General features: G+C 62.8%; 19 protein-coding genes. 16 read left to right on the top strand and 3 right to left on the bottom strand.

Annotation, left to right across the window (positions count from 1 at the left end; genetic code table 11):
- The 9 genes from rseP (at position 1) to ACR9ZC_RS15915 (ending at position 9,586) form a co-directional block, all read left to right on the top strand.
- Positions 1 to 1,377 carry an RIP metalloprotease RseP gene (gene rseP / locus ACR9ZC_RS15875; RefSeq protein ID WP_481581025.1) on the top strand — a complete coding sequence of 459 codons (1,377 nt, stop codon included), beginning with the start codon at positions 1 to 3 and terminating at the stop codon, positions 1,375 to 1,377.
- A gap of 68 nt (positions 1,378 to 1,445) precedes the next feature.
- On the top strand, positions 1,446 to 3,749 hold the full coding sequence (gene bamA / locus ACR9ZC_RS15880) for an outer membrane protein assembly factor BamA (RefSeq protein WP_481581026.1): 2,304 nt from the start codon (positions 1,446 to 1,448) through the stop codon (positions 3,747 to 3,749).
- A gap of 34 nt (positions 3,750 to 3,783) precedes the next feature.
- Complete coding sequence (locus ACR9ZC_RS15885; RefSeq protein ID WP_173259022.1) at positions 3,784 to 4,314, top strand: OmpH/Skp family outer membrane protein; 531 nt, start codon at positions 3,784 to 3,786, stop codon at positions 4,312 to 4,314.
- 20 nt (positions 4,315 to 4,334) lie between these two features.
- Positions 4,335 to 5,408: a UDP-3-O-(3-hydroxymyristoyl)glucosamine N-acyltransferase gene (gene lpxD / locus ACR9ZC_RS15890; protein WP_481581027.1), complete on the top strand. Its 1,074-nt coding sequence runs from the start codon at positions 4,335 to 4,337 to the stop codon at positions 5,406 to 5,408.
- A gap of 130 nt (positions 5,409 to 5,538) precedes the next feature.
- Positions 5,539 to 5,997, top strand: a complete 459-nt coding sequence (fabZ, locus tag ACR9ZC_RS15895; RefSeq protein ID WP_440563773.1) for a 3-hydroxyacyl-ACP dehydratase FabZ — start codon at positions 5,539 to 5,541, stop codon at positions 5,995 to 5,997.
- A gap of 33 nt (positions 5,998 to 6,030) precedes the next feature.
- Positions 6,031 to 6,819: an acyl-ACP--UDP-N-acetylglucosamine O-acyltransferase gene (gene lpxA, locus ACR9ZC_RS15900; protein WP_331572803.1), complete on the top strand. Its 789-nt coding sequence runs from the start codon at positions 6,031 to 6,033 to the stop codon at positions 6,817 to 6,819.
- Positions 6,820 to 7,989, top strand: coding sequence for a lipid-A-disaccharide synthase (gene lpxB, locus ACR9ZC_RS15905; RefSeq protein WP_481581028.1), 1,170 nt, complete (start codon positions 6,820 to 6,822; stop codon positions 7,987 to 7,989).
- Entirely contained in the window at positions 7,986 to 8,810 is an 825-nt protein-coding gene (rnhB, locus tag ACR9ZC_RS15910) for a ribonuclease HII (RefSeq protein ID WP_481581029.1), read from the top strand. The genes lpxB and rnhB overlap by 4 nt, the downstream gene beginning before the upstream one ends.
- Positions 8,807 to 9,586, top strand: coding sequence for a TrmH family RNA methyltransferase (locus ACR9ZC_RS15915; RefSeq protein WP_481581030.1), 780 nt, complete (start codon positions 8,807 to 8,809; stop codon positions 9,584 to 9,586). The genes rnhB and ACR9ZC_RS15915 overlap by 4 nt, the downstream gene beginning before the upstream one ends.
- Before the next feature lie 69 nt (positions 9,587 to 9,655).
- Here the strand turns inward: ACR9ZC_RS15915 and ppsR are convergent, their stop codons facing one another.
- A complete protein-coding gene (gene ppsR / locus ACR9ZC_RS15920; protein WP_331572811.1) occupies positions 9,656 to 10,471 on the bottom strand; it encodes a posphoenolpyruvate synthetase regulatory kinase/phosphorylase PpsR in 816 nt (271 codons plus the stop codon).
- Positions 10,472 to 10,815: 344 nt separating this feature from the next.
- Between ppsR and ppsA the strand changes: the two genes are divergently transcribed.
- From ppsA to ACR9ZC_RS15935, 3 genes are all read left to right on the top strand, one after another.
- A complete protein-coding gene (gene ppsA, locus ACR9ZC_RS15925; protein WP_440563767.1) occupies positions 10,816 to 13,221 on the top strand; it encodes a phosphoenolpyruvate synthase in 2,406 nt (801 codons plus the stop codon).
- A 164-nt stretch (positions 13,222 to 13,385) separates the two neighbouring features.
- The gene (locus tag ACR9ZC_RS15930) at positions 13,386 to 13,865 is read left to right on the top strand and encodes an NfeD family protein (protein WP_481581031.1); all 480 of its coding nucleotides are present in this window, start codon (positions 13,386 to 13,388) and stop codon (positions 13,863 to 13,865) included.
- Between the two features lie 3 nt (positions 13,866 to 13,868).
- A complete protein-coding gene (locus ACR9ZC_RS15935) occupies positions 13,869 to 14,807 on the top strand; it encodes an SPFH domain-containing protein (protein ID WP_173259002.1) in 939 nt (312 codons plus the stop codon).
- A gap of 102 nt (positions 14,808 to 14,909) precedes the next feature.
- On the opposite strand, the gene smpB is transcribed toward ACR9ZC_RS15935, so the two are convergent.
- A complete protein-coding gene (gene smpB, locus ACR9ZC_RS15940) occupies positions 14,910 to 15,356 on the bottom strand; it encodes an SsrA-binding protein SmpB (protein WP_331572817.1) in 447 nt (148 codons plus the stop codon).
- A gap of 99 nt (positions 15,357 to 15,455) precedes the next feature.
- On the opposite strand from smpB, the gene ACR9ZC_RS15945 reads away from it, so the two are divergent.
- Both ACR9ZC_RS15945 and ACR9ZC_RS15950 read left to right on the top strand, forming a co-directional pair.
- Entirely contained in the window at positions 15,456 to 15,893 is a 438-nt protein-coding gene (locus ACR9ZC_RS15945) for a type II toxin-antitoxin system RatA family toxin (protein WP_331572818.1), read from the top strand.
- Positions 15,890 to 16,222 (top strand): RnfH family protein, encoded by a 333-nt coding sequence (locus ACR9ZC_RS15950; protein ID WP_481581032.1) that lies wholly within the window; start codon positions 15,890 to 15,892, stop codon positions 16,220 to 16,222. The genes ACR9ZC_RS15945 and ACR9ZC_RS15950 overlap by 4 nt, the downstream gene beginning before the upstream one ends.
- Here the strand turns inward: ACR9ZC_RS15950 and ACR9ZC_RS15955 are convergent.
- Positions 16,122 to 17,192, bottom strand: coding sequence for a DMT family transporter (locus tag ACR9ZC_RS15955; protein WP_481581033.1), 1,071 nt, complete (start codon positions 17,190 to 17,192; stop codon positions 16,122 to 16,124). The genes ACR9ZC_RS15950 and ACR9ZC_RS15955 overlap by 101 nt on opposite strands.
- 288 nt (positions 17,193 to 17,480) lie before the next feature.
- On the opposite strand from ACR9ZC_RS15955, the gene guaB reads away from it, so the two are divergent.
- Together guaB and guaA are read left to right on the top strand one after the other, a co-directional pair.
- Positions 17,481 to 18,941 carry an IMP dehydrogenase gene (gene guaB / locus ACR9ZC_RS15960; protein ID WP_331572822.1) on the top strand — a complete coding sequence of 487 codons (1,461 nt, stop codon included), beginning with the start codon at positions 17,481 to 17,483 and terminating at the stop codon, positions 18,939 to 18,941.
- 246 nt (positions 18,942 to 19,187) lie between these two features.
- Positions 19,188 to 20,771, top strand: coding sequence for a glutamine-hydrolyzing GMP synthase (gene guaA, locus ACR9ZC_RS15965; RefSeq protein ID WP_481581034.1), 1,584 nt, complete (start codon positions 19,188 to 19,190; stop codon positions 20,769 to 20,771).
- Positions 20,772 to 20,984: the final 213 nt, after the last annotated feature.

Raw genomic sequence — 20,984 nt, forward strand, 5'->3', positions numbered from 1 at the left:
ATGAACCTGCTGATCGAAATTGCCGCCTTCGCCGTTGCGATCGGCGTGCTCGTCGTCGTTCATGAATTCGGGCATTTCGCTGTCGCGCGATTGTGCGGCGTCAAGGTGTTGCGGTTTTCGATCGGTTTCGGTCGCCCGCTGCTGACCTGGGTCGGTAAACGAAGCGGCACCGAGTGGACCATCTCGGCGCTGCCGCTCGGCGGCTACGTGAAGATGCTCGACGAGCGGGATCCCGGGGCGGGCATTGCCCGCGCCGACCTGCCTTTCGCGTTCAATCGCCAGCACGTTGCCAAGCGCATCGCGATCGTGCTGGCCGGGCCGCTGGCCAATTTCGCGCTTGCCATCGTCCTTTTCGCAGCCGTTTTCGCGACCGGTGTCGTGGAGCCGGCGGCCACGCTTGCCACGCCGCCGGCCGACAGCGTAGCGGCGCATGCGGGCTTCGAAGGCGGGGAGACGATCGTCGCGATCGGCGACGTGCACGGTGCAGACATCGAGCCTGTGCGCTCCTGGTCCGATTTGCGCTGGAAGCTGCTCGATGCGGCGTTCGATCATCGGCGCATCGTCATGCGCGCGCACGACGGGCACGGCACGTATGACTTCCAAGTCGACCTCAGCCGTGTCTCGGACCGCGACGTCGACGACGACTTCATGTCGAAGCTGGGTTTCGACGAAGGCGGCGCGCTCTCGGTGGCTGCCGTGGAGCCCGGCAGCGCGGCCCAAGAGGCCGGCCTCGCAGCGGGCGATGTGTTACGCACGGTCGACGGCCGACGCATCGACGGCGCCGAGGCGTTCATCGCTTATGTGAAGTCTCACGCCGGACATCCGATCGAGCTCAAGGTGGAGCGGCCCAACGCCGCAAGCGGCCCGCTCGCCGTGGCCATCACACCCATTGCCCAGGAAGACTCCGCCACTGGGCGCGAGGTGGGCCGCATCGGGGCCGCGCTCGCCACCAAGGTGGCTACGGTGCACGTGCGTTACGGCCCGCTCGAAAGCGTCGCACGCGGTGCGAGGCGCACATGGGAGATCGGCGTGTATTCGCTGCGCATGTTCGGGCGCATGCTGATCGGCGAGGCCTCGATCAAGAATCTGTCCGGGCCGGTGACGATCGCCGATTATGCCGGCAAGAGCGCGCGGCTCGGCTGGGTGCCTTTCCTGTCCTTTCTCTCGCTCGTCAGCATCAGCCTCGGCGTGTTGAACTTGTTGCCAATTCCGGTATTGGACGGGGGGCATCTGTTATATTATTTGGTTGAAGCTGCGACCGGCAAGGCCGTATCGGAGCGTTGGCAGCTTGTTCTGCAAAGAGCCGGACTCGTTTGCATCGTCGCGTTGTCGGCGATCGCGCTCTTTAACGATCTGGCTCGTTTAATCCACTTCTAAAGCGTCCCGCGGCATGCGCTCGGCAGGCCGCTGCGGACTGATGCAGCTAAAAACATTGGGGAAGCACGTTGTTGAAACCTCATCGCTTTGTTCCTAAGACTGTCGCAGCCACGGCCATCGCCGTCCACGGGCTCGTCGCTCATGCCGCGGCGCCTTTCGTGGTGAAGGACATCAAGATCAACGGGCTGCAACAGGTCGAACCGGCCACGGTGTTCGCCTACCTGCCGATCAAGCAAGGCGATACGTTCACGGACGACAAAGCATCGGAGGCGATCCGCGCGCTCTACGCAACGGGGTTCTTCAACGACGTTCAGATTTCGACGGAAGGCCAGACGGTCATCGTCAATGTCGTCGAGCGATCGGCCATTGCTTCGATCGACTTCTCCGGGTTGCACGAATTCGAAAAGGATGCCTTGCTCAAGGCGCTCAAGAGCGTTGGCCTCTCGCAGGGGCGCTACTACGACAAGTCGCTCGTCGACCGCTCGGAGCAGGAACTGAAGCGCCAGTATTTGACGCGCGGTTTTTACGCGGCCGAAATCAAGACCACGGTGACGCCTGTCGACCGCAACCGCGTGTCGATTCTGTTCTCGGTGACGGAAGGCCCAAGTGCGAAGATCCGCCAGGTCAATTTCATCGGCAACAAGGCGTTCAGCACGAGCACGCTGCGCAACGAGATGCAGCTGTCGACACCGAACTGGTTCTCCTGGTACACGAAGAACGACCTCTATTCGAAAGACAAGCTGACGACCGACCTCGAGAACGTCCGCAAGTACTATCTGAACCACGGCTATCTCGAGTTCAACATCGAATCGACGCAGGTGTCGATCTCGCCCGACAAGAAAGACATGTACCTCACGCTGACGGTACACGAGGGCGAGCCCTACAAGATTTCGAGTATCAAGCTGGCCGGCAATCTGCTCGATCGTCAGGCCGAGCTGCAAAAGCTCATCAAGATCAAGCCGGGCGAGCGGTTCTCGGCCGACAAGCTGCAAGCCACGACGAAAGCGATCGTCGACAAGCTCGGCGAATACGGTTACGCGTTCGCAACCGTCAACGCGCAGCCCGAAATCGATCAGCAGCATCACACCGTTGCGATGACGCTGCAGGTGGACCCGAGCCGCCGCGTCTATGTCCGGCGCATCAATATCGTCGGTAACACGCGCACGCGCGACGAAGTCGTGCGCCGCGAAATGCGCCAGCTCGAAAGCTCGTGGTTCGATTCGAGCCGTCTCGCACTATCGAAGGATCGCGTCAACCGGCTCGGCTATTTCACCGATGTCGATGTGACGACGGTGCCTGTCGAAGGGACGGCGGATCAGGTCGATGTGGACGTCAAGGTCACCGAAAAGCCGACCGGCGCGATTACGCTCGGCGCCGGTTTTTCGTCGACGGACAAGGTCGTGCTGTCGGCCGGCGTATCGCAGGACAACGTCTTCGGTTCCGGCACGAGCCTCGCGGTCAACGTCAACACGGCGCGCACCTATCGCACGCTGACGGTGACGCAGGTGGACCCGTACTTCACCGTCGACGGCATCAAGCGGATCACCGACGTCTATTACCGTACCACCGAGCCGCTTTACTACTCGACGAGCTCGAGCTTCCGGATCATCACGGCCGGTGGCGATCTGAAGTTCGGCATTCCCTTCTCGGAAGTGGATACCGTCTATTTCGGCGCGGGCTTCGAGCAAAACCGGCTCGATATCGACAGCAACACGCCCAAGAGCTACCGCGATTACGTGACCGACTTCGGCCGCGTATCGAACAACATCCCCGTGACGGTGGCATGGTCGCGCGACGCGCGAGACAGCGCGCTCGTGCCGAGCCGCGGCTACTTCACGCAGGCGAACGCCGAGTACGGCACGCCGGCCGGCGCGACCCAGTATTACAAGGCCGACCTGCAGGCGCAGTATTACTACTCGTTCGCGCGCGGCTTCGTGCTTGGCCTGAACTTGCAGGGCGGTTACGGCCGCGGTCTGGCGGGCAAGCCTTTCCCGATCTTCAAGAACTACTACGCGGGCGGTATCGGCTCCGTGCGCGGATATGAACCGAGCTCGCTCGGCCCACGCGATGCGACGACGGGAGATCCGATCGGCGGCTCGAAGATGGTCGTCGGCAACATCGAGTTGACGTTCCCGCTGCCGGGTACCGGCTACGACCGGACGCTGCGCGTCTTCACGTTCCTCGACGGCGGTAACGTCTGGGGCGAGCTCGGCAACAGTGTCGGCGCGAACGGCTTGCGGTATGGTGCCGGTGTCGGTCTCGCATGGATTTCGCCGATCGGGCCGCTCAAGCTGAGCCTCGGTTTCCCCGTGACGAAGCACGAAGGCGACAAATATCAGAAATTCCAGTTCCAGATCGGGACGGCATTCTGACGAACGCGCCCCAAACAGCATCGAGAGGAAGATTTTGCTAACCGGTACGTTTTCGAAACGCTTGATTTGCGCGACGGCGCTGGCGGTCGCGCTAGGCGCCAGCGTCGGCGAGGCGTGTGCTCAGGAAGCCCGCATCGCGGCCGTCAACTCCGATCGCATTCTGCGCGAATCCGCCGCGGCGCAAGCGGCGCAGAAAAAGCTGGAGGCCGAATTCGCGAAGCGCGACAGCGACTTGCGCGATATGACTCAGCGTCTGAAGGCGATGTCCGATGCGCTCGACAAGAACGGTCCGAAGATGTCGAGCGTCGAGCGCGCGGAAAAGCAGCGCGAGCTGTCGAACCTCGACAGCGACTTTCAGCGCAAGCGTCGCGAGTTCAACGAGGATCTCAATCAGCGCCGCAATGAAGAGCTGGCCGCTGTGCTCGACCGCGCGAACAAAGTCATCAAGCAGATCGCCGAGCAGCAGCACTACGATCTGATCGTGCAAGAGGCGGTCTATGTGAGCCCGCGCATCGACATCACCGACCAGGTGCTCAAGGCACTTGCGGCGAACGCAGCGAACTGAACACGCGGGGTAGCAAGCGAATGGCATTGACGCTCGGTGAAATTGCGCAGCGTTTCGGCGGCGACATCGTCGGCGACGCGACGACGCGCGTTGGCGGCCTCGCGCCGCTCGATCAGGCGGGCTCGGATCAGCTCGCCTTTTTAGCCAATCCCAAATATCTGTCGCAAGTCGAGGCGACGCAAGCAGGCGCCGTGCTGATCTCGCCGGCCGACCTCGCGAAGCTCGGATCGCGCGAGGGGCGTAACTTCATCGTCACACCGAATCCTTACGCTTATTTCGCCCGCGTGGCGCAGATGTTCATCGACCTGGCTGCGCCCAAGGCGGCGGCGGGCGTGCATCCGAGCGCAGTGGTCGATCCGGGCGCGCAGGTTGCGGCAAGCGCGGTCATCGGCCCGCATGCGGTGATCGAGGCCGGCGCCGTCATTGGCGAAGGCGTGCGGCTCGATGCGAACGTCACGATCGGCCGCGGCACGCACGTGGGCGAGGGCGCGCACCTTTATCCGCACGTCACCGTCTATCACGGCTGCAAGATCGGCCCGCGCGCGATCATTCACGCGGGCGCCGTCGTCGGGTCGGACGGTTTCGGCTTTGCGCCGGACTTCGTCGGCGAGGGCGATGCGCGGACGGGGACCTGGGTCAAGATTCCGCAGGTCGGTGGCGTGACGATCGGCCCGGACGTCGAAATCGGCGCCAACACGACGATCGATCGCGGTGCGATGGCCGATACGGTCATCGAGGAGTGCGTGAAGATCGATAATCTCGTGCAGATCGGTCACAACTGCCGGATCGGCGCTTATACGGTCATCGCGGGCTGTGCCGGCATCGCGGGCAGCACCACGATCGGACGCCACTGCATGATCGGCGGGGCCGTTGGCGTCGCGGGGCACGTGACGCTGGGCGACTACGTGATCGTCACGGCCAAATCGGGGGTCTCGAAATCATTGCCCAAGCCGGGCATCTACACGAGCGCATTTCCGGCGGTCGAGCACGGCGAGTGGAACAGGAGCGCCGCGTTGATGCGTAATCTCGACAAGCTGCGGGAGCGGATCAAAGCGTTGGAGGCCGCTGCCGCCGCGCGCGACAGCGGAGCATGAAGAGCGCCTGAAGTGCGCGAATGGCGGTGCCGCGCATGAACGGCGGACGCCGCGGGCGCAGGCAGCACGAACGCTTCGAACGAAGCACAGCAGTTATCATCCGCGCAACCGAGCGTGGAGCAGACACACCATGAGCACTGAAAAAATCAACCTCGACATCCATAAGATTCTGACGCTGCTGCCGCATCGCTACCCGATCCTGCTCGTCGACAGGGTGCTCGAGCTGGAACCGCACAAAAGTATCAAGGCACTGAAGAACGTGTCGATCAACGAACCCTATTTCGTCGGCCACTTCCCGAAGCGGCCCGTGATGCCGGGCGTCCTGATCATCGAGGCGCTGGCGCAGACCGCGGCGCTGCTGACGTTCACCGAAGAGGCGCACGATCCCGCGACGGCGCTGTATTACTTCGTCGGCATCGATGGGGCACGTTTCAAACGCGTCGTCGAGCCGGGCGATCAGTTGATTCTGAACGTGGCGTTCGAACGCTGCATGCGCGGTATCTGGAAATTCAAAGCGCGCGCCGAGGTCGATGGCGCGACGGCAGCCGAGGCTGATCTGATGTGCACGATCAAGCATACCGATCAGTGAACGCATTGACGTATTGAAGAAGGGCGAAGGCGCATGAGCAGGATTCATCCCACCGCGATCATCGAATCGGGCGCAGAGCTGGCCGACGAGGTCGAAATCGGGCCGTACGCGATCGTCGGCCCGAACGTCGCGATCGGCGCGGGAACGGTCATCGGTTCGCATAGCGTGATCGAAGGCCATACCACTATTGGCGCTGCCAACCGGATCGGGCATTACGCCTCGATCGGCGGGCGCCCCCAGGACATGAAGTACCAGGGCGAACCGACGCGGCTCGTCATCGGCGAGCGCAACACGATTCGCGAATTCACGACGATTCATACCGGCACCGTGCAAGACGGCGGCGTGACGACGATCGGCGACGACAACTGGATCATGGCGTACGTGCACATCGGGCACGATTGCCACGTCGGCAGCAACACGATCCTGTCGAGCAATGCGCAGATGGCCGGCCATGTGATCGTCGGCGACTGGGCGATCGTCGGCGGCATGTCGGGCGTTCATCAATTCGTGCGGATCGGCGAGCATTCGATGCTCGGCGGCGCGTCGGCGCTCGTGCAGGACGTTCCGCCGTTCGTGATCGCGGCCGGCAACAAGGCGGAGCCGCACGGTATCAACGTCGAAGGCCTGCGCCGGCGCGGTTTTTCCGCCGAGGCGATCTCCGCGCTGCGCGGCGCTTACCGTCTGCTCTACAAGAACGGGCTGTCGCTCGAGGACGCGAAGGCCCAGCTGGGCGAACTCGCTGCGGCGGGCGGCGACGGAGACGAGCACGTGCGCAAGCTGATCGCCTTCATCGACGCGTCGCAGCGCGGCATCATCCGCTAAATGGTGCTCCCGACCCACTCGCTGCGCGTGGCAATGGTAGCGGGCGAGCCGTCGGGCGATCTGCTCGGCGCGGCGCTCGTGGGCGGCCTCGTGCGCCGGTTGCCGGCCGGCACGCGCTACTACGGCATTGGCGGCCCGCGCATGATCGCGCACGGCTTCGACGCGCATTGGCCGATGGAGAAGCTGACGGTGCGCGGCTATGTGGAAGCGCTACGTCACATCCCCGAGATTTTGCGAATCCGGCGCGACCTCAAGCATCAACTGCTGGCAGAGCGGCCGCACGCATTCATTGGCGTGGACGCGCCCGACTTCAACTTCGGGCTCGAGGAGCCGTTGCGCGCAGCGGGCATTCCGACCATTCACTTCGTCTGTCCGTCCATTTGGGCGTGGCGCGGTGGCCGCATCAAGAAGATTGCGCGGTCGGTCGACCATATGCTCTGCGTCTTCCCGTTCGAGATCGAGCTGCTCGAGAAGGCCGGTGTTCCGGCCACTTACGTGGGTCACCCGCTTGCCGACGAGATTCCGCTCGTGCCCGACATGGCGGGTGCGCGTCAGGCATTGGGCCTGCCCGCGGGCGGTCCGGTGATTGCGGTGCTGCCGGGCTCCCGACGCTCGGAGATCGAGTTGATCGGGCCGACGTTCTTTGCCGCCATGGCGCTCATGCACGAGCGCGAGCCTGACGTGCGCTTCGTCATGCCGGCCGCGACGCCGGCCTTGCGCGCGCAACTGCAGCCGCTCGCCGACGCTCATCCGGGGCTGCCGCTGACGATCACCCCAGGCGATGCGCAGCGCGCCATGACAGCGGCCGACGCGGTGCTCGTCAAGAGTGGCACCGTCACGCTGGAAGCCGCACTGCTGAAAAAGCCGATGGTGATTTCGTACAAGGTGCCATGGTTGACGGGACAGATCATGCGCCGCCAGGGTTATCTGCCGTACGTCGGTTTGCCCAACATCCTCGCGGGCCGCTTCGTCGTCCCCGAAATCCTGCAGCATTTCGCCACGCCGCAAGCACTCGCGGATGCAACGCTGACCCAGTTGCACGACGAAGCGAATCGGCGCACGCTCACCGAAGTGTTCACGCGCATGCATGAGACGCTCAAACGCAACACGGCCGAGCGCGCGGCGGAGGCGGTCGAGCGGGTCATCGAATCGAGAAGGGTACGAACATGACGGCCTCCGGTCCAACGCGCCGCGCCGGCGCGGCGAGTGGTGCGGCAGCATCGAAGGCAGCGGGCAAACCGGCTGGCGACGCGCCGCAATCGGCGCTCGATTTCAGCTCGCCGCTCGATATCGTCTGCGGTGTCGACGAGGCGGGGCGCGGACCGCTGGCCGGTCCAGTCGTGGCGGCGGCCGTCATCCTCAATCCGAAACGACGTATTCGCGGTCTCGACGATTCGAAGGTGCTCAACGCGAAAACGCGCGAAGCGCTTTACGAGAAAATCGTCGAACGCTCGATTGCTTATTGCGTGGCCTCGGCCAGCGTCGAGGAAATCGATACGCTCAATATCCTTCACGCGACGATGCTGGCGATGAAACGCGCCGTCGAGGGACTGGCGATCACGCCGACACTGGCCAGAATCGACGGCAATCGTTGCCCCATGCTGTCGATCCGAAGCGAAGCGATCATTGGCGGCGATGCCCTCGTGCCGGCGATTTCGGCGGCGTCGATTCTTGCCAAGGTAACGCGCGACCGAATGCTGCACGAGCTGCACGAACGTTTTCCGGTGTACGGGTTCAACGCGCATGTCGGCTACAGCACACCGCAGCACCTGGCCGCGCTGGCCGAGCACGGCCCGTGCGAGCACCATCGGCGCTCGTTTGCGCCGGTGCGCGAGGCATACGCGCAGCGCGGCGTGCGCGTCAGCCTGCCTGCCGGCGCCCAGGTCGTGGTTCCATCGACGCTCGAGGAGGCATTCGCGCTCGTGGACGTTGTCGCGCCCGCGGCAACGCCAGGCGAGGACGCCGCGCCCACGCCTCCCCCGATGCCGTGAAAGCCATTACTTCGCGCGACAATCCGCTCTATAAGCGTCTGAAGGCGCTGGCCGGCTCGACGCACCAGCAGCGCAAAAGCGGCCATGCGCTGCTCGAAGGCTTTCACCTCGCAAGCGCCTACCTCGATGTTGCGGGGCAACCCGAGACTTGCGTGGTCACCGACGAGGCATTGCATCATCCGGAAGCGCAGGAGATCGTCGCGCGCGTCGATCCGGCACATGTCGTGTTGTTGCCGCAAGCACTGTTCGGGCAGCTATCGAATGTCGTCAACGGCGTTGGCATGCTCTTCGTCGTGCCGAAACTCGTGCGGGCGCTACCGGAGCGCATCGACGAGACCTGCGTCGTGCTCGACGGTGTGCAAGATGCGGGCAATGTGGGTTCGGTTCTGCGCAGCGCGGCTGCTGCTGGCATCAAGCGTGTATTTTGTGCGCCCGGAACTGCCTATGCCTGGTCGTCCAAGGTCCTGCGCTCCGCGATGGGCGCGCATTTTCTGCTCGATGTCCACGAAGATGCCGCGGCCGAGACGTTGATTCCACGTCTTGCCGTGCCGGTGGCGATCACCGATTCGCACGCGGCCTCACCGCTTTACGATTGCGATCTGTCGGGGCCCATCGCGTGGGTATTCGGTAACGAGGGTACCGGCGTGTCACCCGCGTGGCGCGTCGCCGTTTCGTACCGGTTGAGCATTCCTCAGCCGGGCGGGATGGAATCGCTCAACGTGGCCGCGGCCGCCGCCATTTGCCTGTTCGAACAGTGCCGTCAGCAGCGGGCTTGAGGCCGCAGCCTCGGCGTCATGCCCCGTTGAGCGGCTCTGCCTGAACCATGCGGCGTCGCATTCGCACCTTCAATAGCCAGGCCGTTCCAGTTTGATTTCCTGGAGGATCGTGGTTGCGATTTCTTCGATCGACTTGTGCGTCGACGACAACCACTTGATCCCCTCGCGCCGCATCATCGCTTCGGCTTCGTTGATCTCATAGCGGCAGTTTTCGAGCGCCGCGTATTTGCTGCCGGGACGCCGCTCGTTGCGAATTTCGGACAGGCGCTGCGGGTCGATGGACAGGCCGAACAGTTTGTCGCGGTGATCGCCGAGCGCGCCGGGCAGCTTGCCGCGTTCGAAATCTTCGGGAATCAGCGGATAGTTCGCCGCTTTCACGCCGTATTGCATGGCGAGATAAAGGCTTGTCGGCGTTTTGCCGCTTCGCGATACGCCGATCAGGATCACGTCGGCTTCGGTCAGATTGCGATTCGATTGACCGTCGTCGTGCGCGAGCGAGAAGTTGATCGCCTCGATACGCGTCTTGTATTCCTCGGTGTCCGCATTCTGGTGGCCGCGGCCGACAGCGTGCGTCGACTTCATATCGAGTTCCTGCTCGAGCGGCTCCACGAACTGCTGGAAGATGTCGAGCACGAGCGCGTTGGAATTCTTGACGATGGCGTTCGATGCACTGTCGACGAGCGTCGTGAAAACGATCGGGCGGCGGCCGTCGAGCAGGGCGGATTCGCTGATCTTTTCGACCGTCGCATACGCCTTGTCGGCCGAATCGACGAATGGGACGCGCACGAGACGGAACTTCTGGTCGAACTGGGAAAGAATCGAGTGCGCGAAGGTTTCGGCAGTGATTCCAGTACCGTCGGAAACGATGAATACGGTTGGCGGCATCGAGAAAAACTCTGAAGGTAGCGGCGCTGCGGGGTGGGAACTGGCTCGAAAACAGACGGCATTGCCCGCGGAAAAACGGAGGAGCGATGCCTTTCAGGCGCCCCGGCGCACGTTCTGCCGGCGCTTTTTCGCTTCGAGCGCCCCGATTATCGCGCGGCGGCCACTATTTGGCGAGGCAGCACGGTAAAATAGCGACAACCTGTTGGATAAGCAATTGCTATCGAAACACGAATGCGATTGTTTCTCCAACAGGTTGCGCATGATGCGCGCCGTCTTCCAATGGGATGGCGCGCGTCCAAGCCCGCGTGCGCAGCCGTGCATTTTTTTCACACTTAGGGGCTTGTATGACTAACGTAGCAAACGTCGCAAAGGACCAGGCGTATGTAGTTCCGTTCGAACAATTGCGAATGACCGATGTCGAGATCGTGGGCGGCAAGAACGCCTCGCTCGGCGAGATGATCAGCCAGCTGGCCGAGGCAGGCGTGCGCGTGCCGACCGGCTTCGCCACGACCGCGCTGGCTTTTCGCGATTTCCTCGCGCACAACAACCTGACCGAGCGCATTGCGGCGCGCCTTGCGACGCTCGACGTCGACGACGTCAAGGCGCTCGCCGCCGCCGGTGCCGAAATTCGGCAATGGATCGTCGAGGCGCCGATGCAGGCACGCCTCGAGCAGGAGATTCGCGCGCAGTTCGAGACCCTCCAAAACGGCTCGCCCGACGAGCTGTCGTTCGCCGTGCGTTCGTCGGCCACGGCCGAGGATTTGCCCGACGCATCGTTCGCTGGCCAGCAGGAAAGCTACCTCAACGTCGTCGGCATCGACGAGGTGCTGGACCGGATGAAGCACGTTTTCGCCTCGCTCTACAACGATCGTGCGATCTCGTACCGCGTTCACAAGGGCTTCACGCATGCGGAAGTGGCGCTTTCGGCCGGCGTGCAGCGCATGGTGCGCTCGGACGTGGGCGCGGCAGGCGTCATGTTCACGCTCGATACGGAATCGGGCTTCAAGGATGCGGTGTTCATCACCTCGAGTTACGGTCTCGGTGAAACCATCGTGCAAGGCGCGGTGAATCCGGACGAGTTCTACGTCTTCAAGACGACGCTCGAGCAGGGCAAATATCCGATCATCCGCCGCTCGATCGGCTCGAAGCTGATCAAGATGGAGTTCACGAAGCCGGGCGAGCCGGGGCGCGTGAAGACGGTCGACGTGCCGCACGAGCAGCGCAACCGTTTCTCGATCACCGATGAGGATGTGATCGAGCTGGCGAAGTACGCCGTCATCATCGAAAAGCACTACCAGCGTCCGATGGACATCGAGTGGGGCAAGGATGGCCGCGACGGCAAGATCTTCATCCTTCAGGCGCGCCCGGAGACGGTCAAGAGCCAGAGTGCCGGCAAGATCGAGCAGCGTTTCAAGCTGAAGGGCCAGTCGACCGTGCTTACCACCGGCCGTGCGATCGGTCAGAAGATCGGCGCGGGACGTGTCCGCGTCATTCACGATCCGTCGGAAATGGAGCGTGTGCAGCCGGGTGACGTGCTCGTGGCCGACATGACCGATCCGAACTGGGAGCCGGTGATGAAGCGCGCGTCGGCGATCGTCACGAATCGCGGCGGACGTACCTGCCATGCGGCGATCATCGCGCGCGAACTCGGTGTGCCGGCCGTCGTCGGTTGCGGAGACGCCACCGATGTCCTGAAGGACGGCACGCTCGTCACCGTGTCGTGCGCCGAGGGCGACGAAGGCAAGATCTATGACGGCTTGCTCGAAACGGAAGTAACCGAGATCGCGCGTGGCGAGCTGCCCGAAATTCCGGTCAAGATCATGATGAACGTCGGCAATCCGCAACTTGCGTTCGATTTCGCGCAGTTGCCGAACGCCGGTGTCGGCCTTGCGCGGCTCGAGTTCATCATCAACAACAACATTGGGGTGCATCCGAAGGCGATCCTCGAGTATCCGAATGTCGATCAGGATCTCAAGAAGGCTGTCGAAAGCGTTGCGCGCGGCCATGCATCGCCGCGTGCGTTCTACGTCGACAAGCTGACCGAGGGCATCGCCACGATTGCCGCGGCGTTCTATCCGCGCCCCGTCATCGTGCGGCTTTCGGACTTCAAGTCGAATGAGTACAAGAAGCTGATCGGCGGTTCGCGCTACGAGCCCGATGAAGAAAACCCGATGCTGGGTTTCCGCGGTGCTTCGCGCTATATCGCGCAGGACTTCGCTCAGGCGTTCGAAATGGAATGCGTGGCGCTCAAGCGCGTGCGCGAGGACATGGGTCTTTCGAACGTCGAAATCATGGTGCCGTTCGTGCGTACGCTCAAGCAGGCGGAGCGCGTGGTGGGTCTGCTCGCGAAGTTCGGATTGAAACGCGGCGAGAACGGCCTGCGTCTCATCATGATGTGCGAAATTCCGTCGAACGCGATTCTGGCCGAGCAGTTCCTCGAATACTTCGATGGCTTCTCGATCGGCTCGAACGACCTCACGCAGCTCACGCTCGGTCTGGACCGTGATTCCGGCATGGAGCTGCTCGCGGCCGACTTCGACGAGCGCGACGAGGCGGTCAAGTTCCTGCTGAAGCGCGCGATCGATACGTGCCGGCGCCTGGACAAGTACGTCGGTATCTGCGGCCAGGGGCCGTCCGATCACCCCGATTTCGCGCAATGGCTCAGCGATGAAGGCATCGCGTCCATCTCGCTGAATCCGGATTCGATCATCGAGACCTGGCAGGCGCTTGCCAAGGCCGCCGCGAAGTAACGAGCGAACCCGCCCGATATCGGTGCGGGTCCATCGTGCAAGCCACGGCATTCGTGCTATAACGCCCCGGTAACCCCGGGGCGTTTTTATACTGGGCAATTCAATTCAGTACTCAGGATTCGGAATTCGGTACTCGGGGTGAGCCGGATTCGAGGAGACCGGAGATGAATCCGAACGACTATATCTGGTGGATCGGCGCGGGTGTGCTTGTCGTCGCCGAGCTGTTGACGGGGACGTTCTATCTATTGATGATCGCGCTCGGTTTTCTGGCCGGCGCGCTCGTTCATCTGGCCGGTGCGGCGCCGGCCGTTCAATACGCGGTGGCGGCGCTCGTTGCGCTGGCGGCCGTCATCACGTTGCGGCGCAGCCGCTTCGGTCACCGCAAGGCGCGGCGCGATGCTGCGTCGAATCCCGACGTCCATCCCGATATCGGCGCCGCGATCGAGGTCCTCGAGTGGCGCGACGGCCATGCGCGTGTGCCGTATCGCGGCGCGCTCTGGGATGTGGATCTTGCGCCCGGGGCCCGCGCCGACGCGCGCCGCTATGAGATCACCGCGGTACACGGCAACCGTCTGGTCGTCGCCGAAAAGAAGCCGTCGGGGCCGGGCGCGGCGCATCATCCGCTGTCAACAACCAAGGAGTGAACAATGGATATGACCATCGTGGGGGCCGTGCTGCTCGTCGTCGTGATCGTCCTCGTGGCGCAGACGATCAAGATCGTGCCGCAGCAGCATGCGTGGGTGGTCGAGCGGTTCGGTCGCTATCATGCGACGCTCGCGCCGGGGCTCAACATGGTGCTGCCGTTCGTCGATCGCGTCGCCTATAAGCACGTACTCAAGGAAATCCCGCTCGAGGTACCCGCGCAAATCTGCATCACGCGCGATAACACGCAACTGCAGGTGGACGGGGTGCTGTACTTCCAGGTGACCGATGCGATGAAGGCATCGTACGGATCGACCAATTTCGTGTTCGCGATCACGCAGCTCTCGCAGACGACGCTGCGCTCGGTCATCGGCCGGCTTGAACTCGACAAGACCTTCGAAGAGCGCGATCTCATCAACCGCAGCGTGGTGTCGGCGCTCGACGAGGCCGCGTCGGGCTGGGGCGTGAAAGTGCTGCGCTACGAGATCAAGGATTTGACGCCGCCGAAGGAAATCCTGCATGCGATGCAGGCACAGATCACCGCTGAACGGGAAAAGCGCGCGCTGATCGCGGCCTCCGAAGGGCGCAAGCAAGAACAAATCAACATCGCGGCCGGCCAGCGCGAGGCGGCCATCCAGCGCTCGGAAGGCGAGCGTCAGGCGGCGATCAACCAGGCGCAGGGCGAAGCAGCGGCGATTCTGGCGGTGGCCGAAGCGAATTCGGAGGCGATCCGAAAGATCGCGGGCGCGATTCAATCGACCGGGGGCATGGACGCCGTCAACCTGAAAGTGGCCGAGCAATACGTCAACGCGTTCTCGAATCTGGCGAAGGCGGGCAATACGCTGATCGTGCCCGGCAACCTGTCCGACTTGAGCACGATGATTGCCTCGGCGCTGACGATCGTGAGCCGCGGCAAAAACGCACAGGTGGCCGAGGCGCGCTGAAACCGTCGGCCATTTCGCGACCGAGGCCGCCGGCGCTGGCCTCGGTGTTTGACGGAGCCCTCAGCGCTCGGTTTGCAGCCTTTCTCCGCCTTGGCCGGACGCTCAGCCGGCCGAGCGCATGAGCCGTGCCTTTTCGCGTTCCCAATCGCGCTTTTTCTCGGTCTCGCGTTTGTCGTGCTGCTTTTTGCCCTTGGCGAGGCCGATTTCGCACTTGACGCGGCCGCCTTTGTAGTGAAAGTTGAGCGGCACGAGCGTATAACCGCGTTGTTCGACCTTGCCGATCAGTTTTTTGATCTGGTCCGCATGTAAAAGCAGTTTGCGCGTGCGCACGGGGTCGGGCTTGATGTGGGTCGACGCTTCGGGCAGCGGACTGATGTGCGCCCCGATCAGGAACATCTCGCCGTCGCGCACGACGACGTAACCTTCCTTGATCTGGCCGCGCCCGGCGCGCAGTGACTTGACCTCCCATCCCTCGAGCACGAGCCCTGCTTCGTAGCGCTCCTCGATGAAGTAATCGAAGAAGGCTTTTCTGTTGTCGATGATGCTCATGAATGGAGGATGCCCATCTCGTTTAAAATCGCAATTTTAGCAAAGCGGGACCTACCGAGGCTCCGCTCCGCCCACTTTCGCCCGCGCGCCGTCAAATGTATGGCTGATGTCCAGAAAACCGTATTGATCCGGCACTCGGCCGAGGAGATGTTCGATCTCGTCACCGATGTCGCCGATTATCCCAACTTCCTGCCCTGGTGCGGCGGCGTCGAAATCCGGCGGCAGGACGAGCACGGCATGGAAGCCCGCATCGACATCAACTTCAAAGGCATCAAGCAACACTTCGCGACACACAACTCGCAGTCGCGTCCGACCCGCATCGACATGGAATTCGCCGAGGGACCGTTTCGCAAGTTCACCGGCTACTGGCGGTTCACCCCGCTGCGCACGGACGCCTGCAAAATCGAATTCGCACTGCATTACGAGTTTGCGAGCATCATCCTCGAGAAACTCATCGGCCCGGTATTCACGCATATCGCGAACACGTTCGTCGAGTCGTTCGTCAAACGCGCCGATCAGCGCTACGGCCGGCCATGAGCGCGCCGTTGTCGATCTGCGTCTGCTATGCGCAGCCCGGGACGCAAACCGTGATCGAGGTCCGTTTGCCGGTGGGCGCGACGGTTCGCGACGCGATCGACGCGAGCCGCATCGTCGAGCGGCATCCGGAGATCGAGCTCTCGACCGCGAAAGTCGGTGTCTACGGCAAGCTCCGGCCGCTCGACGCGCCGCTTGCGGATCACGACAGAGTCGAGATCTACCGTCCGCTCATTGTGGACCCGAAGCTTGCTCGGCAGCGGCGCGTGGACAAGACACGCCGCGAGGGCTCGATCGAGGGCCGCAAATGGTTGTCGAAGGATTCGCGCTGAGCGGGGAGGCGGGCCGGGACTGCGCGCCGCTATGCCGCTTGACCGACCATACCACACCGGCCAACAGCAGCGCGATGGCTGCGATTTCCAGCGGGCGCGGCATGCGCGCGTCGTAGATGAATCCGTAGAGCAGGGCGAAGAGCGTCTCGAAGACGATCAACTGGCCCGATAACGTGAGCGGCAAGCGGGTTGCGGCCGCGTTCCAAAGGCCGTTGCCGAGCCAGGAAGCCCCTATCGCCAAACCCAGATTGAGCAGCCAGAACGTTTGCCAGCGCGCACCGCTCAGGGCGTCGAAGCTGTCCGCCGCGCCATGCGCGTGGACGAATGCGAGGGCGGGCAACCACGTCAGCGCGCCGAAGAAGCCCGTCGCCACGCCGAGCAGGACGGACCATTCGTTGCTGTCGAAGCGGGCATTGCCGCGCAGCGTGCGCGCGTTGACCACGGCGAACCAGGTCCATGTGGCGAGCGCGCCCACCGCGCAGGCGACGCCGGCGAGCTTGCCGGCCACTGCTGTCGCGCTGGCGGCCGCCTGCGAGGCGTCGCCCGTGAAGACATCCACATTGATGCAGGCGATGCCGGCCGCCACGAGCCCGAGCGGAAAGATCAGACGAAGCAGCGGCACGGCGCCATGGTCGTGTCGGCCGGCGAGCGTGACCGTGACGGGGAGTACGCCGACGATCAGCGAGGTCGGCCCAATACCGATCCGATGCACGGCCGCGGTCAGGAAAAGGTAATAAACGAGATTGCCGATCAACGCGAGCCCCGCGAGCGCGCCGAGATCGGCACGTGTCAGCTTGCCGGCCACTCGGCGCGCGATCGGTACCGCAGCGGCGAGCGAAACGAGCCCGTACATCATGCAGCGCGCAGAGGCGAGCAACGCCGGCGGGAAGTCGCCCAACAGCCTCGGCACGAGAAACACGGTGCCCCATAGGGCGCCAGCCATGATGCCGTAACTCACGCCCTGCCGCATGCCGTGATCCTCGTTCGATGGGTTGCACTGTGCCGCACTGTAGGACCGCGGGGAGCCCTCGTCTTGTTCATTTCTGCACTCGCGGCAGCTTGGGCTCGATCGCGCGCTTTTTTTCTGTTGGTTCGATTCGTGCGTGTCACGCAAACGAAAAACGAGCGAACCGGGCTCGAACGCAAAACCGAAATCGCGTCGGCCCGAGGGGCACAAAAATGCGCTAACTTGCTGTTCGCGCAGTGAAAACCGGGGAGGTATCGCGTATAATTCGCTTTTGCGCCTATAGGATTTGCCATGCGTCTGATCCAGAAAGCACTCACGTTCGATGACGTGCTCCTCGTCCCGGCTTTCTCCGAAGTGTTGCCGCGCGACACCAGCCTCAAGACCAAGCTGACCCGCAATATTTCCCTGCATATGCCGCTCGTGTCGGCCGCGATGGACACGGTCACCGAGGCACGGCTCGCGATCGCCATGGCGCAGCAGGGCGGCGTCGGCATCATCCACAAGAATCTGACGGCTGCCGAGCAGGCGCGTGAAGTGGCGAAGGTCAAGCGGTTCGAATCGGGTGTCGTGCGCGATCCGATCACGATCCCGCCCGACATGAAGGTGCGCGACGTCATTGCGTTGTCGCAGCAGCACGGCATTTCCGGCTTTCCCGTCGTGGAGGGCGCGAAGCTCGTCGGTATCGTGACGAACCGCGACTTGCGCTTCGAGACGCGCTTCGACGAGCCCGTACGCAGCATCATGACGCCGCGCGAGCGGCTCGTGACGGTCAAGGAAGGGACGCCGCTTGCGGAAGCGAAGGCCTTGATGCACTCGCACCGTCTCGAACGCGTGCTCGTCGTGAACGATGCATTCGAACTGCGCGGGCTCATGACCGTGAAGGACATCACGAAGCAGACCGAGCACCCCGATGCGTGCAAGGACGAGCACGGCAAGCTGCGCGTGGGCGCGGCCGTCGGCGTCGGTCCCGATAACGAAGAGCGCGTGACGCTGCTTGCGGCGGCGGGGGTCGATGTCATCGTCGTCGATACCGCGCATGGTCACAGCAAGGGCGTGCTCGAGCGTGTGCGCTGGGTCAAGAAGCAATACCCGCACGTGGAAGTCATCGGCGGCAATATCGCGACGGCCGATGCGGCGCGTGCACTCGTCGAATACGGCGCGGACGGAGTGAAGGTCGGCATCGGCCCCGGTTCGATCTGCACGACGCGTATCGTGGCCGGCGTGGGCGTGCCGCAGATCACGGCGATCGCAAACGTCTCCGAGGCGCTCAAGGGCACCGGTGTTCCGGTGATCGCCGATGGCGGTGTCCGTTACTCCGGCGATGTCAGCAAGGCGCTTGCCGCCGGTGCCGACGCAGTCATGATGGGCAGCATGTTCGCCGGTACGGAAGAAGCGCCGGGCGATGTGTTCCTTTATCAAGGCCGGCAGTACAAGTCGTATCGCGGCATGGGCTCGGTCGGCGCGATGAAGGACGGCGCGGCGGACCGCTACTTCCAGGACAATTCGGCCAATATCGACAAGCTCGTACCCGAGGGGATCGAGGGCCGCGTTGCATACAAGGGCTCGGTCAACGCCATTCTGTTTCAGCTGATCGGCGGTGTGCGGGCCAGCATGGGTTATTGCGGTTGCAGCACGATTGCCGAGATGCACGAGAAAGCGCAGTTCGTGGAGATCTCGTCGGCAGGCATGCGCGAATCGCACGTGCACGACGTCCAGATCACGAAGGAAGCACCGAACTATCACGTGGACTGACGCGTGTGGGCGTCGCGGGGCGGGTCGGCTTGGTTCGGCTTGCCCTGCACGCCGACCGTCCGGTTTTCGCGATCGTCGTCAGCTTTTTTGGGTGATGGCTGCTGCCACTCGCTGCCTGCCAGCTGTTGCGCCTGCGTGCCGGTGTTGTTTGCCGGCCGCTCGGCGCAATTTGTTTATCGGCGCGGCCAATCGCCTGTTCTGACGCATTCGTTTTCTATTTTTCCTCATTGAGTTTCGTGCCCAGCCATGCATGACAAGATCCTGATCCTCGACTTCGGCTCGCAAGTCACCCAACTGATCGCCCGCCGTATTCGCGAAGCGCATGTGTATTCGGAGATTCATCCCTACGATGTCGACGACGCGTTCATCCGTGAGTTCGCCCCGAAAGGCGTGATTCTGTCGGGCGGGCCGAGTTCGGTGACCGAATCCGATACGCCGCGCGCGCCGCAGGCCGTGTTCGAACTGGGCGTGCCGGTGCTCGGCATCTGTTATGGCATGCAGACGATGGCGGAACAACTGGGCGGCAAGGTCGACGGCGGGCACGTGCGCGAATTCGGCTATGCCGAAGTGCGTGCGCGTAACCATACGAGCCTCCTCGAAGGTATCGAAGATTTCCGCACGCCGGAAGGACACGGCATGCTGAAAGTCTGGATGAGCCACGGCGACAAGGTGACCGAGATGCCGGAAGGCTTCGCTCTGATGGCTTCCACGGAATCGTGCCCGATTGCGGCAATGGCCGATGAAAAGCGGCATTTCTATGGTCTCCAATGGCATCCGGAAGTCACGCATACGGTTCAAGGCCGTGCGATGCTCGAGCGCTTCGTGTTGCAGATTTGCGGCGCGAAGGCCGATTGGGAGATGGGGCATTACATCGACGAGGCTGTCGACAAGATTCGCGCGCAGGTGGGCGACGAGCATGTGATTCTCGGCTTGTCGGGTGGTGTCGATTCATCGGTGGCGGCGGCGCTCCTGCATCGCGCCATTGGCGATCAGCTGACGTGTGTCTTCGTCGATCATGGGTTGCTGCGGCTGAACGAGGCGGAGCAGGTGATGGCGACGTTTGCCGATCATCTCGGGGTGCGCGTGATCCATGTCGATGCGAGCGAAGCGTTTCTCTCGAAGCTTGCCGGCGTGACGGATCCGGAGCACAAGCGCAAGATCATCGGCGCGGAGTTCGTTGAAGTGTTTCAGACGGAAGCGGGCAAGCTGCGCGATGCGAAATGGCTGGCGCAGGGCACCATTTATCCGGATGTGATCGAATCGGCCGGAAAGGGTAAGAAGGCCGCGCATACGATCAAAAGCCATCACAACGTTGGTGGGTTGCCTGAGACGTTGAATCTCAAGTTGCTGGAGCCGCTGCGCGAACTGTTCAAGGACGAGGTACGCGAACTCGGCGTGAAGCTCGGATTGCCGTATGAGATGGTCTACCGGCATCCGTTTCCGGGGCCGGGGCTCGGTGTGCGGATTCTTGGCGAGGTGCGGCGCGACTTTGCGGATCTACTGCGGCGAGCTGATGCGATTTTTATCGAGACGCTGCGTAACACGATCGACAAGGAGAGCGGGAAGTCGTGGTACGACCTTACCAGCCAGGCGTTTGCGGTGTTTTTGCCCGTGAAAAGCGTTGGCGTGATGGGCGATGGGCGGACTTATGAATATGTCGTCGCACTGCGTGCGGTGCAGACGCTCGATTTCATGACGGCGCATTGGGCCCATTTGCCGCACGAGTTGCTCGGGCAGGTTTCCAATCGGATTATCAACGAGGTCCGCGGGATCAATCGGGTTGTTTATGATATTTCGGGGAAGCCGCCGGCTACGATTGAATGGGAATAATTCTTAGAGACTGAGTGAGACGGTATGATCCGGTCAAAATGCCGGATAAACCCTGTAACACAAGGGTTTGAGCCAAACATGCCGTCTCACCTCACATCGCCCAATCTCGCCTGATTTGCTGGTACGGGCGATGGCACGTTTTTAGGGTATCTGTTCTGTCCGGTTCTGTACCATTCAGGTACCATGATGGTATCTAGCGGTGAACCGAACGGA

Source organism: Trinickia sp. HAY1-2D, assembly GCF_056754935.1.

Bases quoted from the DNA above. Each gene is read 5' to 3' on its own strand.
- ACR9ZC_RS15950 (WP_481581032.1), top strand. From the start codon at position 15,890: ATGAGCGCGCCGTTGTCGATCTGCGTCTGCTATGCGCAGCCCGGGACG.
- lpxD (WP_481581027.1), top strand. From the start codon at position 4,335: ATGGCATTGACGCTCGGTGAAATTGCGCAGCGTTTCGGCGGCGACATC.
- ACR9ZC_RS15930 (WP_481581031.1), top strand. From the start codon at position 13,386: ATGAATCCGAACGACTATATCTGGTGGATCGGCGCGGGTGTGCTTGTC.
- rseP (WP_481581025.1), top strand. From the start codon at position 1: ATGAACCTGCTGATCGAAATTGCCGCCTTCGCCGTTGCGATCGGCGTG.
- ACR9ZC_RS15945 (WP_331572818.1), top strand. From the start codon at position 15,456: ATGGCTGATGTCCAGAAAACCGTATTGATCCGGCACTCGGCCGAGGAG.
- guaB (WP_331572822.1), top strand. From the start codon at position 17,481: ATGCGTCTGATCCAGAAAGCACTCACGTTCGATGACGTGCTCCTCGTC.
- ACR9ZC_RS15955 (WP_481581033.1), bottom strand. From the start codon at position 17,192: ATGCGGCAGGGCGTGAGTTACGGCATCATGGCTGGCGCCCTATGGGGC.
- guaA (WP_481581034.1), top strand. From the start codon at position 19,188: ATGCATGACAAGATCCTGATCCTCGACTTCGGCTCGCAAGTCACCCAA.
- lpxB (WP_481581028.1), top strand. From the start codon at position 6,820: ATGGTGCTCCCGACCCACTCGCTGCGCGTGGCAATGGTAGCGGGCGAG.
- ACR9ZC_RS15935 (WP_173259002.1), top strand. From the start codon at position 13,869: ATGGATATGACCATCGTGGGGGCCGTGCTGCTCGTCGTCGTGATCGTC.
- fabZ (WP_440563773.1), top strand. From the start codon at position 5,539: ATGAGCACTGAAAAAATCAACCTCGACATCCATAAGATTCTGACGCTG.
- rnhB (WP_481581029.1), top strand. From the start codon at position 7,986: ATGACGGCCTCCGGTCCAACGCGCCGCGCCGGCGCGGCGAGTGGTGCG.
- lpxA (WP_331572803.1), top strand. From the start codon at position 6,031: ATGAGCAGGATTCATCCCACCGCGATCATCGAATCGGGCGCAGAGCTG.
- ppsA (WP_440563767.1), top strand. From the start codon at position 10,816: ATGACTAACGTAGCAAACGTCGCAAAGGACCAGGCGTATGTAGTTCCG.
- ppsR (WP_331572811.1), bottom strand. From the start codon at position 10,471: ATGCCGCCAACCGTATTCATCGTTTCCGACGGTACTGGAATCACTGCC.
- smpB (WP_331572817.1), bottom strand. From the start codon at position 15,356: ATGAGCATCATCGACAACAGAAAAGCCTTCTTCGATTACTTCATCGAG.